Raw genomic sequence first — 22,819 nt, 5'->3', positions numbered from 1 at the left:
GAAGCCCTGATGGACGGGGAGCCGCGTCGCCCGTCCGCGCACCACCGTAGGAGGTCTGCGGCATGGACCTGCCGTTCGTCGTCGCCACGCTGACCCGTCGCGGACTGCTCACCCCGGGCAGCCCGATCCGGGTCGCCGCACAGCTCAACGCCCTGCGTACGTGGGGTTGGAGCCTGGCGGGCGAGCTGCGTCAGGCGGCCGCCCGGGACCCCGGACGAACTGCGGTCATCGACGAGAACGGCGTCGAGCTGACGTACCACGATCTGCTCGACCGGGCCGAACGGATGGCCCGATCGATGCGGGCCGGGCTCGGCGTGCAGGCGGGCGACCGGATCGGCGTGCTCTGCCGCAACCACCACGGTCTGATCGAGACGATCGTCGCCGCCACCCTGCTCGGCGTCGACGCGGTGCTGGTCAACACCGGGCTCTCCGCGGCCCAACTGGGCACCGTCGCCGAGGAGCAGCGGCTACGTCTGCTGGTCCACGACGACGAGTTCGCCGAGCGGGTCCTCGGACTCCCCGCCGAACTCACCCGGCTCGACGAACGCGCCCGCGAGGAGCTTGTCGCCGGAGCCCTGCCGGGTGACCTGCACCCACCCGAGCGCGACGGCCGGATCATCGTGCTCACCTCCGGCACCACCGGCACGCCCAAGGGCGCGCGCCGACCCACGCCGAGCGGCTTCGGCCCGCTGGTGTCCATCATCGACCGCATTCCGCTGCACGCCCGGGGCCGGGTGATGATCGCCGCGCCGATCTTCCACACCTGGGGCCTCGCCGCCCTCCAGGTGTGCCTGGCCCTGCGGGCCACCATCGTGCTGCACCGACGCTTCGACCCCGCCGCCACGCTCGCCGCCCTCACCGCGCACCGGTGCGACGCGCTGTTCGCCGTACCCGTGATGCTGCAGCGGCTGATGGAGGTGCCGCCCCCCGACCCACGTCCCCCGCTCACTGTCGTCGCGGTCAGCGGGTCGGCCCTGCCCGGTGGGCTCGCACCGAAGTTCATGGACGCCTACGGCGACGTGCTCTACAACCTGTACGGCTCCACCGAGGTCTCCTGGGCGTCCATCGCCGGCCCACAGGACCTGCGCCAGGCACCCACCACAGCCGGTCGGCCCCCGCACGGCACCCGGCTGGAGTTGCTCGACGACGACGGGCAGCCGGTGCCGCACGGCCGGGTCGGGCGCATCTTCGTCGGCAACGAGATGCTCTTCGAGGGCTACACCTCAGGCGCCAGCCGAGAAACCCGCGACGGCCTGCTCGACACGGGCGACCTCGGCCGACTCAACACCGACGGGCTGCTCTTCGTCGACGGCCGGGCCGACGACATGATCGTCTCCGGTGGCGAGAACGTCTTCCCCTCCGAGGTGGAGGATCTGCTCGCCCAGCTTCCCCAGGTCCGCGAGGTGGCCGTGATCGGCGTACCCGACCCCGAGTACGGCCAGCGCCTCTCCGCGTTCCTCGCCCTGCACCCCGGCGAAACCCTCGACCCCGAGGCGGTACGCGAGTACGTCCGGCACTACCTGGCACGCTTCTCGGTGCCCCGGGACGTGGTCTTCGTGAAATACCTGCCCCGAAACGCCACCGGCAAGGTGCTCGCCCGCGAACTACGCCGCTACTACGGCTGAGTCGCCCCACCGGGGATGGTGATCCGCCCCTCGATCGCGGCGGCGGCGATGTCGGTGCGATGCTGCGAACCGGGCAGCTCCACCCCGTCCACCAGCACGTACGCGGCGTCCCGCGCGGCGGCCAGGTCGGGGCCGGTGGCCGTACCGCAGAGGACCCGGCCGCCGGCGGAGAGCAACGCGCCGTCGTCGTCCCGGCGGGCGGTGCCGGCGTGGATGATGCCCGGACGGTCCGCGCCGCTGATGACATCGCCGGTACGCGGCGCGGCCGGATAGCCTTCGGAGGCGAGCACCACGGTCACCGCGCTGCCGTCGCGCCACCGCAGCGGTGGGTGCTCGCTCAGCGTGCCGGTGGCCGCCGCGTGCAGCAGCCCGCCCAGTGGGGTCTCCAGCAGCGCGAGCACCACCTGGGTCTCCGGATCGCCGAAACGCGCGTTGAACTCGATCACCCGAGGGCCGGCGGCGGTGATCGCGAGCCCGACGTAGAGCAGGCCGGCGAACGGGGTGCCCCGGCGGCGCATCTCCGCCAACGTCGGGTGGACCACGTCGCGCATGACGTCGTCGACCAGGCCCGACGGTGCCCAGGCCAGCGGCGCGTACGCCCCCATGCCGCCGGTGTTCGGCCCGGTGTCGCCATCGCCCAGCCGCTTGAAATCCTGTGCCGGCAGCAGCGGCAACGCCGCCTCACCGTCGGTGACCACGAAGAGACTGACCTCCGGGCCGTCGAGGAACTCCTCGACCACGACCCGTCCACACTCGCGAGCGTGGGTCAGCGCGGCGGCCCGGTCGTGGGTCACCACCACACCCTTGCCGGCGGCGAGCCCGTCGTCCTTCACCACGTACGGGGCACCGAACTCGTCCAGCGCCCGAGCGGTGCTCTCGTCGTCGGTGCAGACGTACGCCCGGGCGGTCGGCACGCCGGCGGCGGTCATCACGTCCTTGGCGAACGCCTTCGAGCCCTCCAGTTGGGCGGCCGCGCCGGACGGACCGAACACGGGGATGCCCTTGGCGCGTACCGCGTCGGCGACCCCGGCGACGAGCGGCGCCTCCGGCCCGATCACCACCAGGTCAGCCGCGGTCTCCACGGCCAACGCCGCCACCGCGGCAGGATCTGTCGGAGTCACCGTCCGCAGCTCGGCGAGCGAAGCGATCCCCGGATTACCGGGTGCGGCAATCAGCGCAGAAACACCCGAATCAGCCACCAGCCCGAGCGCGAGCGCATGCTCCCGCCCGCCACCACCCACCAGAAGAACCCGCACGCCCGGCATCCTACTGCCCCCACCGCACCCACCCGCCCCTCACCGCCCCTCCCGGTTGATCAAGAGGTTTGCGTCAGAATCGAGCGTTGATTTGACGCAAACCTCTTGATCACCTTCGCTGGGGGGGGTCGGTCACCTTCGCTGGGGGTCGGTCACCTTGGCTGGGCGGCGGCGATCGCTTGGCGGACGGTCCAGGGGATGTAGTCGGGACGGAGAGTGTCCTGCCAGGTGAAGCGGAGGACGGTCCAGCCGGCGTTGACCAGACGATTCTGTCGGCGACGATCAGCGAAGGCGGCCTCCGGGGTGCCGTGGGCGTCTCGGCCGTCCGCCTCCGCGATGACCCTCGGACCGCGCCAGCCCAGGTCACCGATGCCGAGCAGATAACCGTCGTCGTCGCGTACCTCCAACTGGAGCACGTCCGGTGGCACCCGGCCGTCCACGCACCGCAGCCGGCTACGGGTCTCCAGCGGCGACTGCGCCCGACCGTCGGCCTCAGCCAGGTAAGCCCGTGCCGAGACCGCGCCCCGCCGTCCTCGGATGAGGCTCGGGATCACCATCAGTTGGGTGGGATCGATGCGACCTTGATTCAGCGCCGAGTCGAGGACCGAGACCGCCGGATAGCGATCGACCAGGAGGACGACATCAGAGACAGTGCGAAGCGGTGCGGTAGCGCGAATGCCCGCAACCTCGGTGATCTCGCCGGGACCAACTGTCATCTGATGCACGGTCAGCCACGGAACCGGGACGCGCTGATGCCTCGGTCGATCGACCGGCACCGAGACGTGGACCTGTCCAGTCCGCCGAAGACCCGCGATGCCGTGCAACTCGAGTGCGGTGTCCAGAACAGCGAAGGCGCCTGGGCCAAGGCTCACGACCGCAGCGCGGATCCGTGCCCGCCGTCGCGTCGAGTCGCCCAGATCCGCGTCCGGAACGAAGCAGCCGCGCAAAAGCCGCTGCCATCTGCCGGACCGGTGGAGTTGTCGAACCTCATCCCTGGTCAGGCCGGCACGCAACGCCTGCGCCAGGGTGACCATCCCGTCCTGCCGGGCCGCGACGTCACGAAGAAGCTGGTGTGGTCCCACACCCACACCCTGCCCATCCACCCCGCCCCACCGAAGCCCCTGTGGACAACCCAGGAACCCCTGTGGATAACCCCCACCCTCACCTCGGTGATCAAGAGGTTTGCGTCAGAATCCGGCCTGGATTTGACGCAAACCTCTTGATCACCGGGGAGAGGCGGGGGCAGCCGGGGGCAGGGGTGGGGGTGGGACCTAGGGGAGGAGGGGGGTCAGGATTACGTTTTCGTCGCGGCCGGGGCCTACGCCTACGACGCTGACCTTGGTGTTGCAGAGTTCTTCGATGCGCGCGATGTAGCGGCGGGCGTTCTCCGGGAGGTCCTCGGCGGTTCTCGCCTTGGTGATGTCCTCCCACCAGCCGTCGAGTTCCTCGTAGACCGGCTTGGCGTGGTGGAAGTCCGTCTGGCTCATCGGCATGTCGTCGACCCGCACACCGTTGATCTCGTAGCCGACGCAGATCGGCACCTTGGGCATGCCGGTGAGCACGTCCAGCTTGGTGATGACCAGGTCGGTGACGCCGTTGAGGCGGCACGCGTACCGGGCGACGACCGCGTCGAACCACCCACACCGGCGTTCCCGCCCGGTGGTCGTGCCGTACTCGGCACCGATCTTGCGCAGGTGGTCGCCGTTGGCGTCGAACAGCTCGGTCGGGAACGGCCCCGCACCGACCCGGGTGGTGTACGCCTTGCTCACCGCGATCACCTTGTTGATCGCGGTCGGCGGGATGCCGGCGCCCACGCAGGCCCCACCGGCGGTCGGGTTGGACGAGGTCACGAAGGGGTACGTGCCGTGGTCCATGTCGAGCATGGTGGCCTGCGCGCCCTCCAGCAGCACCGTCTCACCCCGGTCCAGGGCGTCCCAGAGCATCGCCCGGGTCTCCGCGATGTACGGCTTGAGCCGCTCCGCGTACTCCAGGTACTCCTCGACCGTCGCGTCGACGTCGATCGCCTTGCGGTTGTAGACCTTGAACAGGATCTGGTTCTTCTCGCGCAGCGCGAGTTCCAGCTTCTTGCGCAGGATGCCCGGGTCGAGCAGGTCCTGGAGTCGGATGCCGATCCGGGCGACCTTGTCGCCGTACGCGGGGCCGATGCCCCGGCCGGTGGTGCCGATCCGGGACGAGCCGAGGTAACGCTCGATCACCCGGTCCAACGCCCGGTGGTGCGGCATGATCAGGTGCGCGTCGCCAGAGATCCGCAGCCGGGACACGTCGACGCCGCGCTCGGCCAGGCCGTCGATCTCGGCGAGCAGCACCTTCGGGTCGACCACCACACCGTTGCCGATGACGATCATCGCGTTCGGCGAGAGCGCTCCGGAGGGCATCAGGTGCAGGGCGTACTTCTGGCCGTCCGGGGTGATCACCGTGTGGCCGGCGTTGTTGCCGCCGGAGTAGCGCACGACGTAGTCGACCCGCTCACCCAGCAGGTCGGTAACCTTGCCCTTGCCCTCGTCGCCCCACTGAGCGCCGATGAGCACGATCGCTGGCATCTTTTCCGCCTCCAGAAGGCTCGGGTGCCAGGTGGCGACCGGTTGGCGAGCCCGGGGTGTCAGGTTAACAAGTAGTGACGGCGCGGCCGGCAGGGGTCGCGTCGAGAGGCAGGAGGCTCCTTCCGTGTACGACGTGGTGCTGCTCACCCTCGGTTCGGAGCGGGACGCTCCCGGGGGCTGTGGCAGCGGAGGGGCCTGCTGCGGCGGTGCGGCCGACACCGACACCGACACGACCAGCCAGGCCGAGACCGACACCGGCACGACCAGCCAGGCCGAGACCGACACCGGCACGACCAGCCAGGCCGGAGGTGACAGCGGGCACTGCGCCACCGAGCGTCCACGGGTGCCGGTGCTGGCCTGCGCCGACGCGTTGACCGAACGGGGCGCCCGGGTGGAGACGGTCACCGCCCGCTCCGACGCGGAGATCGACGCGGTGTTGGCCCGGCTCGACGGCCCGGCCCGCCCGGACGGTCTCACCTGGCCGGATCCGGACGGCAAGACCCGGCTGGTCGTCGCCACGGCCAGCGACGGGCAGTTGCGCGCCGTGCTGCGCCGGCTGGTCCGGCGGTACGCCCCGGCGCCGAGTCGGCGTCCGGCGGACCTGCCCGGCAACCGGACCCTGCCCGACCTGCCGCCGGTGGCCGTACTCCCGCTCGATCCGGCCCGGGCCGGCAACCAGCGGGACCTCGCCGCGCAGCTCGGGCTGCCCCGCGACCCCGCTGCGGTGGCCGGCGCGGTGTTGGACGGCACACCTCGCCGACTGGATCTGCTGCGCAACGACGCCGGTTCGGTGACGCTCGACGGCGCGTTGCTCGGTGCCGCCGACGACGCCGGCCGACCGTTGCAGTGGCGGGCTCGGGTGGAGGTGGACGACACCATCCTCACCGACGGTGACGAACCGTTGCTGGCCTGCGCGGTCGCCAACGCCGGCGGGTACGCGGCGCTCGACGACGTGACACTGCTGACCGCACCGGATCCGGCCGACGGCCAGGTCGAGGTCGCGGTCGCCGTGCCGGTTGTCGTCCGGTCGGCGTTGGGCCGCAAGAGGGTACGCCTCGAGGTCCGGCGGGCGCGCGGTCGCGCGGTTTCGGTGCTGCCGAGGGAGGGGAAGGTGCCCTACCTCGACGATGGGGTCGAGGGCGAGCTGACCCGGAAGCGTTCGTGGTGGGTCGAGCCGGGTGCCTGGGCGGTGTGGTCGAGCTGACCTCGGCCGCGTAGAGCGGTCGCTCTCCGCTGCGCCGACCGGCCTCCGTGGGCGGTTGCGCCTATCCTCGCAGGAGGACTGGGGAGGGCCGTAATGGACGAGAACGCCGACCGGGCACAGGTGCACGGCCAGCAGCCGGTGCCGGAGCGGGACATCGAACCACTCTGGCCGCCGGAGCCGACCGACCGGGGCGAAGTCGTACCGCCGTGGGCGGCGGTCGCCGAGCAGCGGAGCACGCCGCCGCCGGTCGCGTCCGGTCCGGTGACACCTCCGGTGGCCGCGCCGCCGATCAGCCGACCGCCGGTTCCCGGCCAGCCGGGGGCGGCGCCCCTGCCGCCCCCGTCTCCGTCCGACTACCCGTCGCTCACCGGTGCCGTTCCACCACCCGGGGCGTGGGGGGCCGGCGGCTCGGCCGGCGCCGGGTCGGGGTGGGCGCCCCAGCCGAGTTGGCCGCCACCGGCGGATCCGACCACCGCGTCGACGCCGCCCGGCCCGACCACCACGTCGACGCCGCCCGGCCCGACCACCGGGTCGACGCCCCCCGGCACCGGCGCACCGCCGACGAGCAACACTCCCGCGAACAGCGGCGTGCCGGGCGGCAACGGGGCTGGCGGCGCTGCCCCGGGCGCGGCGACACCGCCCACCGCCTTCGCGCCGGGCAGCCGAGCCGAGTCGACCGGAGCGGCGACCGGAGCGGCCCCGGTGCCGACCGGTGACCGTGGCACGGCGGCCGTTCCCGTCCCGCCGAACAGCCCGGGCGGCGTCGACCTGGACCTGCCCTTCACCCTGGACCGCCCCACCGCAGCCGGCACGCCGGCCGACCCCAGCGCGCGCACCGACCGACCCACCACGGCTGGCACCGCCGCCGGGCCTGCCACGCCGACCGACCGCCCCGCCGGGCCTGCCACGCCCACCGACCGCCCCGCCACTCCGGGCACGCCCGCCGGTCGCGGCAGCGCCGCAGAGCCCGCGTCGGCGGAATCCACGCCGACCGCACCGACGCCCCCGGCTGACGGCGGCGCTGACGACGCTTCCGCCGGGGCGGCGGCACGGCCGGCCAACGAGTCGCCGTGGGCGTACCCGCCGCAACGCCCGGCGGGCGCGCCGGCACCCGACGAGGCCGCCACCGCCACACCCCCGGTCCCACCCCCGCCGGGGCCGCACACCGGCGTCGCGCAGCCCGGCCCTGCCCCGGCCGATCCGGCGATCCCCGGTCAGGTCAGCCCGGCGTCGATCCCGCCCCCGCCCGACCTGACGCAGTTCGGCAATCCGCCCCAGCAGGCGGCTGCTCAGCCGGCCACACCGCCCGGACCGTACCCGCCGTCCCCCGGTTGGTACCCGCCGCCGTGGCAGCAGGGCACACCTGGTGCCCCGCCTGGTCAGCCGTACCCGGAAGCCGAGGGCGTGAGCCGGGCGCCCACCCCTGGATATCCCGCCGCCACGGGTTACCCGGACGCGAGCTGGACTCCGGAGTCCACGCCGGTGCCGACCGCCGAGGACTTCAGCCGACGTCGGCAGGTCCGACCCGCCGACCCGGTGGCGACCATGGGCGTACGCGCCGTGGTCAACAAGATGGGCCTGCTCCGGCTCTCGCCCGGTCGTCACGAGCAGGAACTCAAGCGGGACATCGAGATGGTGCGCCGCAACTTCGGCGGGCTGCGGCAGGTGACAGTGGTCAACCCGAAGGGCGGCGCCGGTAAGACGGTGGCCATCCTGCTGCTCGCGATGACGTTCGGGCAGAAGCGCGGCGGTTACGTGCTGGCGTGGGACAACAACGAGACCCAGGGCACCCTGGGGATGCGCGCCCAGCAGGACTTCCACTCCCGCACGGTGCGGGACATGCTGCGTGACCTCGGCCAGTTCCAGGGTGCACACGGGCGGGTCGGCGACCTGTCGCAGTACGTGCGCTCGCAGGGCGAGGGGATGTTCGACGTCCTGGCCTCGGACGAGTCGGCCACGGGTGGCGAGATGTTGACGGCCGCCGCGTTCGCGGAGATCCGCGAGGTGGTCAGCCGGTTCTACAAGTTGATCTTCGTGGACACCGGCAACAACGTCCGGGCGCAGAACTGGCAGGCCTCGATGGACGCCACCGACCAGTTGGTGGTCACCATGTCGGCCCGGAACGACTCGGCGGAGACCGCCGCCCGGATGCTCGACCACCTGGAGCAGAGCGGCCGGCAACGACTGGTCCGGCAGGCCGTGACCGTGGTGTCGATGCCGCCGTCCCGCAAGGAGATCGACCTGCCGGCCATCCAGGAGCACTTCGCGGCCCGTACCCGGGCGGTGCTGCTGGCCCCCTACGAACGGCTCATCGACACCGGCGAGCCGATCCGTTACGGCGGGCTCTCCTCGGCCACCCGGGACGCCTGGCTGAAGATCGCCGCCGCGGTCGCCGAAGGGCTGTAAGCCACCGACGGCCGGCCCGAGACCGGGCCGGCCGTCGGAGCGGGATCAGTTGCTCGCGAGCGCGTCCGCCGCCTCCGGGTCGCAGTCGCGCAGGAACTGGGCACAGCGGGCCGCCTCGTCGGCCTCGCCGATCTCGTCCGCGGCCCGGGACAGCACGTAGAGGCAGCGGAGGAAGCCCCGGTTGGGCTCGTGCGACCACGGCACCGGGCCGTGCCCCTTCCAACCGCTGCGACGTAGTTGGTCGAGGCCCCGGTGGTAGCCGGTGCGCGCGTAGGCGTACGCCGCCACCACCTGGTCCTGCGCGAGCGCCCGGGCCGCTAGCTCAGCCCAGGCCGCGCTGAAGGTGGGGAAGCCGGCCGCCACGCCGGCGAACGCCTCGTCGGTGCCGGCGTCTCCGGCGGCAGCCAGGGCGGCGTCGGCCTCGTCGTTCGCGGGCAGCCGGGTGGCCGGTGGCTCTGGCAAAAGGTTCTGCATCGCCCCATTCAACCCGCTGGACAGGGCGACACGCGAGCGGGTCGGCCGACACGTTCCGCTGAACGGCTGAGGAGTTGGTCACGCCTGCGGCCTATGCCGCCGTCAGGTGTTTTCCACTACAACTAATGGTCCGGAGCCTCCCCAGGAACCGGTAACGCAGGAGCCCGGTGACCACGGTCACCGGGCTCCTGTCGTCTCCCGCCTGGCCCGAGGTTTGGCCGGGCCCCGGCGAAGGGGCAGGATGGCCCGGTGCCGACCCCACCTCCCGCCGACGTCATCGAGCCGCATCTGCACGCCGGCGAGATCCAGACCCCGGACGAGCTGCGCCGGCAGCTGGCCACCGGCCGGCTGACCGGGTTGACCGTGCAGGGCCTGCGTCTCGACCTCGCCCCGGTGCCCGACCTGACCGGCGTCGACGTGGTGGGCACCCTCTTCGTGGGCTGCCGCTTCGCGTCCCGGGAGGTCGGCGCCGACCTGGTCCGGCGCGGCGCGAACGTGGTGCCGCCGTTCTCGGGGCTGCCGTACCCGACCCAGCCGACACACCTCTACACCCCCGAGGACCTGGCCGCCGGGTTCGCCGAGGGCGGGTTCGCCGGGATGTACGACACCCGGGTGTACGACCACTACCGGGCGCACGGCGGCGCGTTGCCGGACGTCAAGGAGGCGCTGGGCCAACGGTTGCACGACCACGGGGTGGACAACGCGTTGGCCGACGCGACCCGAGCCTGGCTGGCCGGGCACGGTCCGCAGTCGGTGGTGGGCATCATGGGTGGCCACGCGGTACGGCGAGGCAGTCCCGCGTACCGGATGGCGGCGGTGTTGGGTTGGGAGCTGGCCCGGGCCGACCGCCTGGTGGTGACCGGCGGCGGTCCCGGGGTGATGGAGGCGGCGAACCTCGGCGCCTATCTGGCGGACCGGCCGGCGACCGACGTGACGGCGGCGATCGACCTGTTGGCCACCGCGCCCGACTTCACCGACCACCACCGCTACACGGCGACGGCGCTGACGGTCCGGCAGCGGTACGCGGGCGTACCCCGGCAGCGGGGTGACGACCGGGGTTGGGCGCGGGCGGGTGGGCTGGCCATCCCGACCTGGCTGTACGGGCACGAACCGGCGAACCTGTTCGCCGGGCGGATCGCCAAGTACTTCTCGAACGCGATCCGGGAGGACACCATCCTGCGGCTCGCCCGGGGAGGCATCGTCTTCGCCCCGGGGCGGGCGGGCACGGTGCAGGAGGTCTTCCAGGCGGCCACCAAGACCTACTACGGCACCGACGGTGCCAGTGGCGCGTACATCTTCCTGGACCGCCCCTACTGGACCCGGGAGCTGCCGGTGGAGTCGTTGCTGCGTCCGCTGCTGGCCGCGTCCCCGTTCGGGGACCTGTCGGCGTCGATCCACCTGACCGACGACGTCCACGAGGCCGTCCGCCTGTTGACCGCGTGAACGACGAACGGCCGGCCCCCGCGTGGGGAGCCGGCCGTCGGTGGTACGTCGTTACTTGGTCATCGTGGTGCCGGTGGAGCGCAGGTGCTCGCACGCCTCGACGACCCGGGCGGCCAGACCGGCCTCGGCGGCCTTGCCCCAGGCACGCGGGTCGTACTGCTTCTTGTTGCCGACCTCGCCGTCGATCTTCAGCACGCCGTCGTAGTTGCGGAGCATGTGGTCCGCGACGGGCCGGGTGAAGGCGTACTGGGTGTCGGTGTCGATGTTCATCTTCACCACGCCGTAGTCCAGCGCCTCGCGGATCTCGCTGAGCAGCGAGCCCGAGCCGCCGTGGAAGACCAGGCTCAGCGGCTTGTCCTTGCCGTACTTCGCGCCGACCGCCTCCTGGATCTGGTTGAGGATCTCGGGGCGGAGCTTCACGTTGCCCGGCTTGTAGACGCCGTGCACGTTGCCGAAGGTCAGGGCCGCCATGTAGCGGCCCTTCTCGCCGAGGCCGAGCGCCTCGACCATGGCCAGGCCGTCCTCGGTGGTGGTGTAGAGCTTGTCGTTGATGGCGTTCTCGACGCCGTCCTCCTCGCCACCGACGACGCCGACCTCGATCTCCAGGACGATCTTGGCCTTGGCGGCCTCGTCGAGGAGCTGGGCGGCGATCTCGAGGTTCTCCGCGACCGGCACGGCCGAACCGTCCCACATGTGCGACTGGTACAGCGGCTCCTCGCCGCGCTTCACCCGCTCCTGGGAGATGCCCATCAGCGGACGGACGAACTTGTCCAGCTTGTCCTTCGGGCAGTGGTCGGTGTGCAGGGCGATGTTGACCGAGTACTTCTTGGCCACCTCGTGCGCGTACGCGGCGAACGCCACCGCGCCGGTGACCATGTCCTTGATCGACGGGCCGGAGAGGTATTCGGCACCACCGGTGGAGACCTGGATGATGCCGTCGCTCTCCGCGTCGGCGAAGCCCTTGAGCGCCGCGTTCAGCGTCTGGGAGGAGGTCACGTTGATCGCGGGGTACGCGAACCGGCCGGCCTTGGCGCGGTCCAGCATCTCCGCGTAGGCCTCGGGGGAAGCGATGGGCATGTGATGTGCTCCTTACTTACCACTCTCGGCCGTGCTGGCCGCTGTTGTTCACGTGTGCGCCGGACCGCGCTGTCCTCCGCCCGGCAGTATCCCGCAGGTGGCGTGCGCCGGAACAACCGACCCGGGTGTCAGCCGTTCACCGGCGGTCCCAGTTGTCCGGCACGATGACGCTGATCAGCCAGGTGACCACTGTCATCACGATGGCTCCCCAGAACGCCGCCCAGAAACCGTCCACCTGGAACGGCAGGTCGAGCCCGCGGGCGATCCGGTCGGTGAGCAGGAACAGCAGAGCGTTGACCACCAGCGCGAACAGGCCCAGGGTCAGCAGGTAGAACACGCAGCCGACGACCTTGATCACCGGTTTGAGCACCGCGTTGATCACGCCGAAGATCAACGCCACCACGATCAGGGTGAGGACGGTGTTGCCGCCCGAGCGGCCGTGCACGTCCACCCCGGGCACGATCAGAGTGGTTATCCACAGCGCGACCGCCGTGATCGCCAGTCGGATGAGGAAGCCCACGGCACCATCCTGGCATCGGGTCGCGTCGTCGAGGGCTGATTCCGCCTACTCGCTTCCGGGCGCGGCGCCGCCCGAGCCCGTACGGTGGGTGGGAACCGTGCCCCGAGACCCCGGGAGGGACGATGGGTCAGCCCGACGAGGACTTCACGCCCGGCGACCACCTCGCCCCGGACGAGCGTGACCCGGAGGCCGAGCCGGTCGACGCGGTCGAGCAGGCCACCGCGGTCGGTCCGGACGACGTCGACGGCGAACCCCACCGTGGCCTGGAGGTCGGCGACTGGGACGCGATGGAGCAGGCCCGAGTGGTCACCGGCGACGAGGACGACTACCGCTGACCCGGTCGCCGGGTGGGCTGCCCGTTGCGACAGAGCCGCTCAGCCGTTCGGTTCGTTAGACGTCCATCGATCCCCTGTGGGGTGCCGGAGGAGCCTGGGCCTGCCTAGGTTGGACGAGCGTCACCGGTATCCCCACGGGAGGACCTCATGTTCAGGCAATCGATCCGCTGGCTGACCGGGCTCGGTGCCGCAGGCGCGTTGGTCGCCGCCTCCGCCACCCCCGCCGTCGCCGCGACCGTCGTCGAGCCCTACTTCCAGGACAGCACAGTGGCCGTCGGCTCGGCGGGAACCACCCGCACCCTGTTCCTGTACGCCGACGAGCCGACGGTGCTCACCGACGTCTCCGTGCGGTACGACTACCGCTCCCTGGCCGACGAGATCACCGTGGCCCCCGCCGACGGCCAGGAGTGCACAGCCCCGGAGTCGGGCGTGCTCGTCTGCGAGGAGCCCTTCGACGTCGCCCTCGACGAGCTGCCGCCGCTCGGCAGCGGGATCTACCGCGCCGTCGTCAAGCGGGTACACATCGGTCTCACCGGAGATGCGCAGCTCGGCGACTCCGGCGACGTCGCCGTCAGCTTCCAGGCGGCCGGTGGGCGGCAGGGCGGCTACACCTCGCGCGTCCGCGTCGGCGAGGGGGTCGACCTGGCCGGCGGGCCGTACACCACCGCCTCCTCCACGCCGGGCGGGAAGTTCAGCGTGCCGCTGGCGGTGACGAACGTCGGCGAGCGGACCGTCACCGGATTCGTCGTGGTCTTCGACCTCGGTTACTCGATCCGGACCACCGACCGGTTCAGCAACTGCCGCTACTCCGACGACCACCTGCTCTCCTGCCGGTTCGACCAGGAGATCCCGGCGGGCTCCGGGCTCGCCGGGACACTCAACCTCGAACTCGCCAGGGACACCTACGCACCCAGCAACCAGGCCGGCTATGCCCAGTTCATGACGGTTGCCGATTTCGAGGACCTGACCCGGGTACGCGAGGCCGTGGGCGCCCGGGCGGCCACCCCCGGCAGCGGCCCGGAACTGACTCTGGCCGAGGCGCCCGGCAGGGTGCGGCAGGCCGACCAGACCGACGTCGACCCGGGCAACGGCGACACCGGATGGACCATCAAGGTCACCGGCACGAACGGCACCGACCTCGCGGCGATCGGTGCCGCGCTCAAGGGCGGCGCGGGCACCGTCGCCACGGCGACCGTCGGCTTCCGGAACAACGGCCCGGCGACACTCGACAAGGTGAACGCCGATTACGAGGCCGCCACCCACACGGACGTCGAGCTGCCGCCGGGCACCACCGCCGTCGAGGTCCCCGAGAGCTGCCGGTTGCGGCAGGGCACCCGGACGTACCTGTGCGACTCGGAGATGCTCCTGGTGGCCGGTGCGACCTACACCATGGAGTTCCGGCTACGCATCGACAGGGTCATCCCCAACGCCCGGGGCTCGGTGCGGGTCAACGCGCCGTGCGAATGCCCCGGCGGGGACGGCTTCGCGGACGACATCAAATCGGCCAACGACACTGCCCGGATCGTGGTCAACGCGGGCCAGGGCGGCGGTGACCAGGGCGGGGACGACGGTGCCGGGGGTGGCGGCGGTGACGCGGGTGGCGGCGGTGCGCTGCCCATCACCGGTGCCCCCACCGGCCTGATCGCCGGCCTCGGCGGCCTGCTGCTCGTCGTCGGAGTGAGCGGCTACCTGCTCGCCCGACGCCGCAGCACCCACTTCGTCGCCTGACCCGCCCCCCCCCCCCCCCCCCCCCGTCCGACCGGAGCCCCGCCGTGCCGCAGCCGGACGACGGGGCTCCGTCGCGGTCCGCATGACTGCGCACCACCGCGAACTCTCGTCCGTCAACGGGTTCGGTTGACCTGCTCCGGGTGCTGCTCCACCCACTGCGCCAACCGGTCCTCACGCAGGGCGGCGAGGAACGCCCGGCCCTGCTTCGGGTCCAGTTGCAGCCGCGAGGCGTTGCCCACCGGCGGGCCGACCGGAAGGCTGAGCCCCACCGGGTCGACGCTTCGCAGCTCGGGCAGCACCGCCACCAGCCCGGTCAGCGGCAGGCCGTCGTCGTCGACGGTCAGACCCTTGCCGGCGGCCGACAGCAGCGCGGCGAGTCGGACGGGGTTGCTCAGCACGTCCTGGGCGACCGCCCGCCTGACCAGCCCGGCGACGTAGCGCTGGGCGTTACGGTCCCGGTCGACAGCGCCGTCGGGCAGGTACCGCCGTTGCCGCAGCAGATCGACCGAGGCAGCTCCGTCGAGCTGCTGACAACCGGCCGGAAAGACCCGGCGGGTGTGCCAGGACCGGACCTCGTCCGGCAGGCACACCTCCACCCCGTCGACGGCGTCGGTGATCCGGCGCAGCCCCGAGAAGGTCAGCACCGCGCCGGCGTCGACGCGTACCCCGGTCAGGTCGGTGACCACCCGGCGGGTCAGGTCGTAGCCGGCGTCCAGGTCGGGCCGGGGCTCGGCGGCACCGCCGTAGAAGGCGCTGTTGAGCTTGTCGACCCCCCGGCCGGGGACCGTCACCTCCAGGTCGCGCGGCAACGAGATGAGGTACGGCCGACTCCGGTCGGCCGGAACGTGCAGCAGCAGGACGGAGTCCGCCAACCGGTACGACGGGTTCTCGCCGAAGCCGTCCACGCCGAGCAGCAGGACGTTCAGCGCCCCGGACGGCGGGGCAGCCGGTCGAGCGGGCAACAAGGGGCCCTCCTCCGCCCGATCGGGGCGCAGTTGCGGTACCCCGACTCCGAGCGCGGCGAGCAGGGCGAACGCGACACCGGCGGCCTGGAACCGCTGCCGACGGCGACGGCGGGTCGCGGCGAGCCGGTCGATCGCGGCCCGCACCGGGCCGGTCGACGGGGTCAACTGCTCGTGCCGGGCGAAGGCGGCACGCAGGTCGTCCTCGATCATGTTCACGCCTCCACGTACTCGGCCCGCAGCGTGGCCAGTGCCCGGGAAATGGACGAACGTACGGTCCCGACGGCGCAACCGAGGATGTCGGCGATCTCGGCGTCAGGCAGGTCCTCGTAGTAGCGCAGCACCAGGGTGGCGCGTTGGCGACGCGGCAGCCGGGACAGCCAGGACCAGATCTGGTCGCGGTCCACGGCCGACTGGGCGTGGTCGGCGAGCGCCGGCACCGCCGCGTCGGGCTCCGCGCGCAGCAGCACCCGGCGGACCCAGGAGCCGCGCCGCCAGTCGACGTACTGGTTGGTGAGCATCCGGCGTACGTAGCGCTCGGGCGAGTCCGCCCGGGCGACCCGTCGCCAGTTGAGCTGGACCCGGACCATGGTCTCCTGGACCAGATCCTGAGCCTCGTGCGGATCACCGGTGAGCATGACCGCGTACCGCAGTAGCGGTGCCAGCCGCAGGTCCACGAACTCCTCGTACGTCACTGCACCTCCTGGGGGTCCTGCCTCAGATGACGGGAGTGGACCGACCGAACATTGCGGTGACGCCGATCAACCTTTCGGTTGGTCTTGCCCAGCGGGTGGCTTAGCGGGCTGCAGCCAGCCTTAACGGTTCCTTAAGATCCACAGGCTTCACCTTTCGTCCCCCGACATGAGGGAACCCCCAATGCTCGAGCACTCCACCCGGCGCTGGCTCGCCGGGCTGGGCGTCGCAGGCGCGTTCGTCGCCGCCTCCGCCACCTCCGCCTCCGCCGCACCGGCCTCGCTGGCAGCGGATCTCGACCTGTACGCCAACAATGTGATCGTCGCGCCCGGCGGCACCGAGAAGTGGCTCACCCTCTTCTCGCTCACCACGGAGCGACAGCCCGGCGACTACGCGATCACGGTGGACCGGAGCAAGGTCGACGGTTTCGCCGACGTCGAGAGCAGCGCGGATAACTGCACCGAGTCCGGTGCGATCCTGACGTGCAAGGTCGAGGACCAGGACGACGACGGCTCGTACCTGAACCTCGTCTCCCTCGTCGTTCGCGCGAAGGCCGACGCCAAGCCCGATCAGAAGGGCGAGCTGCGTTTCACCGTCACGCCGGACGACAAGTCCGGACCCGTCTCCTACAGCTCGACCGTCGAGATCGGCGAGGGCGTCGACCTCACCACCAACGAGTTGTTGGAGCTCGAGGGCGCGCCCGGCAGCACGCTGAAGGCCCCGTTGCAGGTGACCAACCGGGGCGAGGTGCCCGCGAAGGACGCCGTTCTCTATGTCGTCGGCGCGGATGGTCTTCAGCCTTCGAAGCGCTACGAGAACTGCGAGTACACCGAGGGCCTGCTGCACGACTTCGCGTTCGCCTGCCGCTTTGACGCGACCATCGACACGAACGCCGGCTTCCGCCTCGACGACAGCTTCGGGTTCACCGTGCCTGCCGACAGCTGGGCACCGAACACCTTCGGCGGGTTCTCCACCTGGTTCACGCCTGCCGACTGGGACGAGTACCGGTCCCAGGCCGAACTCCCGGCCAAGCTCGGGCCGAACGGTACCGAGGGTGAGCTGAGGCTCGAGCCGGTCGCGAACCGGCGCTCCCAGCAGACCGACGTCAACCCGTGGGACAACTCGACCTGGATCGACCTTAAGGTGACCGGTAACCAGAGGGCCGATGTGGCAGCACGCGGTGCCACGGTGACCGGTGATGTCGGCGCCACCGTCGGGCTCACTGTCGGTTACGTCAACAACGGGCCGGCGGCCGTCAACACGGGTGGCAGCGAGTCGCCCTGGGTCGGCACCACCGTCACGCTGCCGAAGGGCGTCACCGCCGTCCGCGCTCCGCAGAACTGCTTCGACTCCGACGACGACGAGTGGCAGCCGGGCAAGCCCGGCGCGCGGGTCTACCGGTGCTTCGTGGACGGCTCGATCAGGAAGGGCGAGAAGGTCGATTACGAGTTCCAGGTGCGGATCGACCAGGCCGGCAAGCACGCCGGTGAGGTCATGCTGCGCACCGGGCACGAGGAGACCGAGATCAAGGACCTGAACCCGGCCAACGACATCGCCGAGATCCTGGTGAACGCCGCCAACGGCGGCAATGGTGGCGACGGCGGCAACGGCGGGGGCCAGGGCGGTGACGACGGCGGTCTGCCGGTCACCGGCCAGTCCACCGGTCTGATCGCCGGTCTCGGCGCGCTGCTGCTCGCCGTGGGCGTCGGCGGCTACCTGGTGGCCAAGCGCCGTCGGACCCGCTTCGTCGCCTGATCCTTCCCCGCACCACCGGTGCCCCGTCGACCCGTCGCGGTCGGCGGGGCACCGTCGTCGGGCCACCCGGCGCGGGCGGGTGGTGACGGGCCGGTCCGGCGCGGCCGGGGCCTCGGGCTTCGGTACCCTTTGTGGCCGTGGACACAGCTGAGAACATCCGCGCTCTCGGGGAGAGCGTCGCCCTGAACCCGCTCGATCCCAAGGAACTCCTGCAGACCTTCGGGCTGATCGGTGTGTGGGTGATCCTCTTCGCCGAGACCGGCCTGCTGGTGGGCTTCTTCTTCCCCGGCGACTCGCTGCTGTTCCTCGCCGGAGTGGCCTCGTCGCCGGTGGCGGACGCGATCTTCGGCGACGGCACCCGCCTCTCCCTGACCGGCCTGCTGATCGGCGGGCCGATCTGCGCGATCGTCGGCGCCCAACTGGGGCACTGGCTCGGTGCCCGGTACGGCCGGCCGATGTTCGAGCGGCCCAACTCCCGGCTCTTCAAGAAGGAGTACGTGGAGAAGGCCGAGTACTACTTCCAGAAGTTCGGCCCGGCGAAGGCAGTTGTCCTGGCGCGCTTCATCCCGATCGTCCGGACGTTCCTCAACCCGGTCGCGGGCGCGCTCGGCATGCCGGCCAAGAAGTTCCTGCTCTGGAACGTCGTCGGCGCGATCCTCTGGGTGGACGGCATCCTGCTGATCGGCTACCTGCTGGCGGAGCAGATCTACCAGGCCATCGGCGACAAGATCGACCACTACATCCTGCCGGTGGTGGCCCTGATCATCGTGATCTCGGTGCTGCCGATCTTCTTCGAGTTCCTCCGCGACCGGCGGGCTCGTAAGCGCGGCGAGGCGGTCGCGGTGGTCGCGGCGGCCAGCGCCGCCGGGGCCGTGGAGGCGGCCCGTGAGGCGTTCGACCACGACGGGCACCACCAGCACGACCGCCGCCGACCGGAGCACGGCCAGGATCGCTGACCCCGGGTACGACGACGGCCGGCCCCCTAGCGAGGGGGTCGGCCGTCGGCATGTCGTGCCCGGCCTCCGGTGGTGCGACCGGGGACGAGCAGGTGTCACCCACCGGTGACGCCACCCCTGGCTCGTCACCGGACGCCGCCTCGACGCAGGGCGGCGTGTTGTGCCTACGTCAGCGGGCCTTCTTGGTGGCTCGCTTACGCGGCGGGGTCAGCAGGTCGGCGATCGTCGCGATCGCACTCGGGACCAGGCTGTAGTACGCCCAGACACCGCGCTTCTCCCGCTGCAGCAAACCGGCCTCGGTGAGGATACGCAGGTGATGACTGACCGTCGGCTGAGAGAGGCCGAGCGGCGCGGTCAGGTCACAGACGCACGCCTCGCCCTCGGGGGCCGACTGGATCAGGCTGAGCAGCCGCAACCGAGCAGGGTCGGCGAGGGCCTTGAGGACCCCGGCGAGACGCTCGGCATCGGCACGTTCGATCGGCTCGCCGTTAAGCGGCGAGATCTGAGGCATAGTCATTTCGGCCAACGCAGTTCCCACGTATTCCATCCTTCCACCAGCAGCATCGATCCGCCTGCATATCAGCAGATCCGAATCGGCAAACTTTTACGCCACAAGGCCGAGGTCAGCCAACGTATAGGCCGCCCGGTACGGCAATCCGGCGGCTCGCACCGCGTCGCCGGCGCCTCGATCAACAATAACCGCCACGCCCACGACTTCCGCCCCGGCCTCACGAAGTGCCTCGACAGCGGTCAACACACTTCCGCCTGTCGTGGACGTATCCTCCACCGCCAACACCCGGCGGCCGGCCACCTCCGGTCCCTCGATCCGTCGCTGTAGACCGTGCGCCTTGCCCGCCTTGCGCACCACGAAGGCGTCCAGGGCCCGACCGGTCGGTGCGGCGGCGTGCAGCATCGAGAGCGCGACGGGATCCGCGCCCAGCGTGAGGCCGCCGACGGCGTCGTACTCCCAGTCGGCGGTCAGGTCCAGCAACACCCGGCCGACCAGAGGAGCGGCCCGGTGATGGAGCGTGACGCGCCGCAGATCCACGTACCAGTCGGCCTCACGCCCCGAGGAGAGCACGACCCGTCCGTGGACCACAGCCAGGTCGGCAATGAATTTACGCAGGTCGTCGTGGTCCCCCATGGCGATAGAGGTTACTGCTCAAGTCTGAACGCCGTGTGCGGGGTCCACCCTGACCAGCCCGGCGGGGCACCGATGACTGGCTATGTTCGACTACGCTCAGCTACTGGCCTGACAGCGGCGCGCCAGCAGCGCCTCGGTGACCCACCGGGTCGGACGGGCCGGTCGAGGGTCAGCGTTCGTCGCGACCGATGCGACCGCGAGTGTCTTTCGCGACAGCCTGGAGTAGCCGCCGTGGCGCATGCCGCATGCCCGCGACGACCATCTTGTACTTCCACGCCGGGACGCTGACCATCTTGCCTTTGCGCAGGTCACGCAGGGCTTCGTCGACCACATCCTCGGCCCGCAGCCACAGCCATTCCGGCGTCTTCGACATGTTGATCCCGGCCCGCTGGTGGAATTCGGTGCGGGTGTAACCGGGACAGAGAGCCATCACGCGCACACCGAATGGTCGTGCCGAAAGGCCGACCGACTCGCTGAAGTTGGTGACCCACGCCTTGCTGGCCGAGTACGTCGAGCCGGGCATGGCCGCGCCGAAACCGGCTACCGAAGAGACATTTATCACTGCCCCGTCTCGCCGTTCGGTCATCGGTCGCAGCGCCGCGAGCGTCAGTCGCATGACCGCGTGCACGTTGAGCCGCAACAGGCGGGCCTCGTCCTCGGCCGTCGAGCGCAGGAACGGCTTGTTCAGGCTGATCCCGGCATTGTTGACGAGCAGGTGCACCGGGCTGCCGTCGGCGATCCGCCGCTCCACCGCGACGCAGCCGTCGTCGGTGGACAGATCCGCCGAGATGGTCTCCACGACCCGGCCGTCGGTCGATCCCAGCTCGGTGGCCATCTCGGTCAGCCGGTCGGCGTCACGGGCGACGAGCACCAGTTGCCAACCGTCGCCGGCCAGCCGCCGGGCGAACGCCGCGCCGATGCCCGCCGTGGCCCCGGTGATCAGGGCCCGACGCTCAGCGGTCGAGGGATCGAGCGGCACGGCGGATTCCTTCACCTGGGCGGGTACGGGGGCGCGGGTGGCGCCGACGGCGGCTGGTACGGGGCAGGCGTGAACGCCTGTGGTGCGGACGGCATGGTCGGCGCGGTCGAGCGGTGGCGACCGAACCAGGCGTTGGCCGCCGGCAGGACCAGCAGCGTAGCTACTACAAGGTAACCGAGCCCCTGCGCGACGGAAAGCCCGGCGTTCAGCGGGATCCACCACGACGGGTACGCGTCGCCGACCAGCCCCAGCAGCTCGGCGACCGCCTCTTCACCGGAGCCCAGTTGCAGGGGCGCGGCCCGCTCCCCGATCAGCACCGCCACACTGCAACAGCCGGCGAGCAGGCCCAGCCCGCTGACCACCCAGGTCGCCACCCGCGCGCCGTTGCGACCCACCAACAGACCGAGGGCCAGGCCGGCGAGCACCGGCGCGGAGAGCGCGGCCACCACCGCCGACAGCACGATCGACGCCCGGAGCAGAGTCACCACGTCGGCGATCTGCTCCGGACCGGCCGAGGTGTCCCGGGCCGCGGAGCGGAACGCGTCGACCGTCCCGCCCAGCACCGCCAGGTCGACCACGGCGTACGCGAGCGCGGCGACCGCCATCACCAGGAGCGCGACAGCGGCCAGCAGGACGACGGCGGGCCGGCGGGCCGGTGCCGATTCCGGGTACGACACGACGAATCCCTCCGGTAGGCGTCGGGTTGCAACCTACTCGGAGGGATCGTCGGAGTCGTGCTTATCCCTCGGTCAACTCGTCGACGGCGGAGTCGACCCGGGACGGTCCGCGGGCGGCGTGTCGTCCGGCCGGTCCGTGGCCGGCGGCGGGTAGCTCGGCTCGCCGCTCGACGGGTAGCCGGGCTCACCCGTCGACTGCGGGTAGCCAGGCTGACCAGTGCCCTGCGGCTGCCCCGGGTAGCCGGCGCCCGGGGTGGGCGGCTCCCAGGCCGCGGTGGGCTTGCGGAAGAACTCGTTGGACTTCGGAAGCGCCAGCAGGATCAGCGCCGTGATCAGCGCCAACAGCCCGACGATGTTCACCGCGGTGCTCGCCGGGCCGTACCAGGACGGCAGGGCGTCGGACATGCTGCGTTCGATCTCTGCGCCGCTCGGCGCATTCGCGCCGCCCGACCCGCCTGGCGAGAATCCGGCCGCACCACTGACGACCGAGCCGCCTACGCAGCAGACCATGATGCCGCCGACAATCCAGGTGGTGATCCGGGTGCCGTTGCGTCCACGGTTGTTGAACATCGCCAGGGTCACCAGGACGAGCGCGAGCACCAGGATTACCGCGACGCTGGCCACCGAGAAGGCAGCAGCGACCGATCCAATCGTCTCGGCATCCTCCGGGGTGCCGCTGTACGCATCCTCGAAACCCTGCCGGATACGGCCACTCACGCCGATGACCATGATCAAGCTAACCAGCTGAGTGAGCGCGAACAGCAGCAGCAGATAGGTCGAGATCGTCACGACACCCGGACGCACCGGGGCCGGCTTGCTGAGAGGATTGGCCATGGCTCTCCTTATGTGATCAGGGTGACACCGTATCGAGACGGTCCCGCGAACGACAGTGCAGGGACGAGACCCAGGCAGAGGCGTGCGTGCAATCCGTGACGCCGGGCCACCGTGGACAGAGCGTCGCCCCTTCGACGGCTGCCTGCGCCATAAGCCGAGATCCCAACATTTTAAAGAGCCTTTGAAGTGC

Annotated in this window: 21 protein-coding genes; 8 read left to right on the top strand and 13 right to left on the bottom strand. The window is 71.2% G+C overall.

From position 1 onward, the window contains the following. The first annotated feature begins 62 nt into the window (after nt 1–62). Complete coding sequence (locus O7616_RS05900) at nt 63–1,625, top strand: AMP-binding protein (RefSeq protein WP_282305929.1); 1,563 nt, start codon at nt 63–65, stop codon at nt 1,623–1,625. Here the strand turns inward: O7616_RS05900 and purD are convergent. From purD to O7616_RS05885, 3 genes are all read right to left on the bottom strand, one after another. Continuing rightward, complete coding sequence (gene purD / locus O7616_RS05895; protein ID WP_282305927.1) at nt 1,616–2,881, bottom strand: phosphoribosylamine--glycine ligase; 1,266 nt, start codon at nt 2,879–2,881, stop codon at nt 1,616–1,618. The two genes, O7616_RS05900 and purD, sit on opposite strands and share 10 nt — an antisense overlap. A 152-nt stretch (nt 2,882–3,033) precedes the next feature. Beyond that, entirely contained in the window at nt 3,034–3,597 is a 564-nt protein-coding gene (locus O7616_RS05890; RefSeq protein WP_282307818.1) for a DUF559 domain-containing protein, read from the bottom strand. 555 nt (nt 3,598–4,152) lie between these two features. After that, the gene (locus O7616_RS05885; RefSeq protein WP_282305925.1) at nt 4,153–5,442 is read right to left on the bottom strand and encodes an adenylosuccinate synthase; all 1,290 of its coding nucleotides are present in this window, start codon (nt 5,440–5,442) and stop codon (nt 4,153–4,155) included. Between the two features lie 124 nt (nt 5,443–5,566). Here O7616_RS05885 and O7616_RS05880 point away from each other — a divergent pair, with 124 nt between their 5' ends. Beyond that, the gene (locus O7616_RS05880; RefSeq protein ID WP_282305924.1) at nt 5,567–6,646 is read left to right on the top strand and encodes a hypothetical protein; all 1,080 of its coding nucleotides are present in this window, start codon (nt 5,567–5,569) and stop codon (nt 6,644–6,646) included. A 702-nt stretch (nt 6,647–7,348) separates the two neighbouring features. Beyond that, nucleotides 7,349–9,052 carry a chromosome partitioning protein gene (locus O7616_RS05875; RefSeq protein WP_348773873.1) on the top strand — a complete coding sequence of 568 codons (1,704 nt, stop codon included), beginning with the start codon at nt 7,349–7,351 and terminating at the stop codon, nt 9,050–9,052. Nucleotides 9,053–9,097: 45 nt separating this feature from the next. Here O7616_RS05875 and O7616_RS05870 read toward each other — a convergent pair whose 3' ends face one another. After that, the gene (locus tag O7616_RS05870) at nt 9,098–9,526 is read right to left on the bottom strand and encodes a DUF3151 domain-containing protein (RefSeq protein ID WP_282305922.1); all 429 of its coding nucleotides are present in this window, start codon (nt 9,524–9,526) and stop codon (nt 9,098–9,100) included. A gap of 249 nt (nt 9,527–9,775) precedes the next feature. Here O7616_RS05870 and O7616_RS05865 point away from each other — a divergent pair, with 249 nt between their 5' ends. Further along, on the top strand, nt 9,776–10,969 hold the full coding sequence (locus O7616_RS05865) for a hypothetical protein (RefSeq protein ID WP_282305921.1): 1,194 nt from the start codon (nt 9,776–9,778) through the stop codon (nt 10,967–10,969). Between the two features lie 51 nt (nt 10,970–11,020). On the opposite strand, the gene fbaA is transcribed toward O7616_RS05865, so the two are convergent. Both fbaA and O7616_RS05855 read right to left on the bottom strand, forming a co-directional pair. Then, on the bottom strand, nt 11,021–12,046 hold the full coding sequence (gene fbaA / locus O7616_RS05860) for a class II fructose-bisphosphate aldolase (RefSeq protein ID WP_088986918.1): 1,026 nt from the start codon (nt 12,044–12,046) through the stop codon (nt 11,021–11,023). Between the two features lie 136 nt (nt 12,047–12,182). Further along, the gene (locus O7616_RS05855) at nt 12,183–12,566 is read right to left on the bottom strand and encodes a phage holin family protein (RefSeq protein WP_282263345.1); all 384 of its coding nucleotides are present in this window, start codon (nt 12,564–12,566) and stop codon (nt 12,183–12,185) included. 122 nt (nt 12,567–12,688) lie between these two features. Between O7616_RS05855 and O7616_RS05850 the strand changes: the two genes are divergently transcribed. Then, nucleotides 12,689–12,901 (top strand): hypothetical protein, encoded by a 213-nt coding sequence (locus O7616_RS05850; protein WP_282305920.1) that lies wholly within the window; start codon nt 12,689–12,691, stop codon nt 12,899–12,901. 147 nt (nt 12,902–13,048) lie between these two features. Next, entirely contained in the window at nt 13,049–14,629 is a 1,581-nt protein-coding gene (locus O7616_RS05845) for an LPXTG cell wall anchor domain-containing protein (protein ID WP_282305919.1), read from the top strand. 113 nt (nt 14,630–14,742) lie between these two features. On the opposite strand, the gene O7616_RS05840 is transcribed toward O7616_RS05845, so the two are convergent. After that, nucleotides 14,743–15,804, bottom strand: coding sequence for an LCP family protein (locus O7616_RS05840; protein ID WP_282305918.1), 1,062 nt, complete (start codon nt 15,802–15,804; stop codon nt 14,743–14,745). Nucleotides 15,805–15,806: 2 nt separating this feature from the next. Then, complete coding sequence (locus tag O7616_RS05835; protein ID WP_282263350.1) at nt 15,807–16,286, bottom strand: SigE family RNA polymerase sigma factor; 480 nt, start codon at nt 16,284–16,286, stop codon at nt 15,807–15,809. Between the two features lie 181 nt (nt 16,287–16,467). On the opposite strand from O7616_RS05835, the gene O7616_RS05830 reads away from it, so the two are divergent. Then, nucleotides 16,468–18,039 (top strand): LPXTG cell wall anchor domain-containing protein, encoded by a 1,572-nt coding sequence (locus tag O7616_RS05830; RefSeq protein ID WP_282305917.1) that lies wholly within the window; start codon nt 16,468–16,470, stop codon nt 18,037–18,039. 131 nt (nt 18,040–18,170) lie between these two features. Further along, nucleotides 18,171–18,995 carry a DedA family protein gene (locus O7616_RS05825; protein WP_282263352.1) on the top strand — a complete coding sequence of 275 codons (825 nt, stop codon included), beginning with the start codon at nt 18,171–18,173 and terminating at the stop codon, nt 18,993–18,995. A 169-nt stretch (nt 18,996–19,164) separates the two neighbouring features. Here the strand turns inward: O7616_RS05825 and O7616_RS05820 are convergent, their stop codons facing one another. From O7616_RS05820 to O7616_RS05800, 5 genes are all read right to left on the bottom strand, one after another. Beyond that, nucleotides 19,165–19,542 carry a metalloregulator ArsR/SmtB family transcription factor gene (locus tag O7616_RS05820; RefSeq protein ID WP_030332125.1) on the bottom strand — a complete coding sequence of 126 codons (378 nt, stop codon included), beginning with the start codon at nt 19,540–19,542 and terminating at the stop codon, nt 19,165–19,167. 57 nt (nt 19,543–19,599) lie between these two features. Continuing rightward, nucleotides 19,600–20,139 (bottom strand): orotate phosphoribosyltransferase, encoded by a 540-nt coding sequence (pyrE, locus tag O7616_RS05815; RefSeq protein WP_282263353.1) that lies wholly within the window; start codon nt 20,137–20,139, stop codon nt 19,600–19,602. 169 nt (nt 20,140–20,308) lie between these two features. Continuing rightward, nucleotides 20,309–21,118: an SDR family oxidoreductase gene (locus O7616_RS05810; RefSeq protein ID WP_282305916.1), complete on the bottom strand. Its 810-nt coding sequence runs from the start codon at nt 21,116–21,118 to the stop codon at nt 20,309–20,311. Nucleotides 21,119–21,129: 11 nt separating this feature from the next. Then, on the bottom strand, nt 21,130–21,795 hold the full coding sequence (locus tag O7616_RS05805; protein ID WP_282305915.1) for a hypothetical protein: 666 nt from the start codon (nt 21,793–21,795) through the stop codon (nt 21,130–21,132). A gap of 72 nt (nt 21,796–21,867) precedes the next feature. Next, the gene (locus O7616_RS05800) at nt 21,868–22,584 is read right to left on the bottom strand and encodes a hypothetical protein (protein WP_282305914.1); all 717 of its coding nucleotides are present in this window, start codon (nt 22,582–22,584) and stop codon (nt 21,868–21,870) included. Nucleotides 22,585–22,819: the final 235 nt, after the last annotated feature.

This window comes from Micromonospora sp. WMMD964 (genome assembly GCF_029581455.1).
GTDB lineage: Bacteria > Actinomycetota > Actinomycetes > Mycobacteriales > Micromonosporaceae > Micromonospora.
The sequence above is the reverse complement of the archived record's forward strand: the minus strand, read 5'-3'. Positions and strand labels throughout refer to the sequence as shown.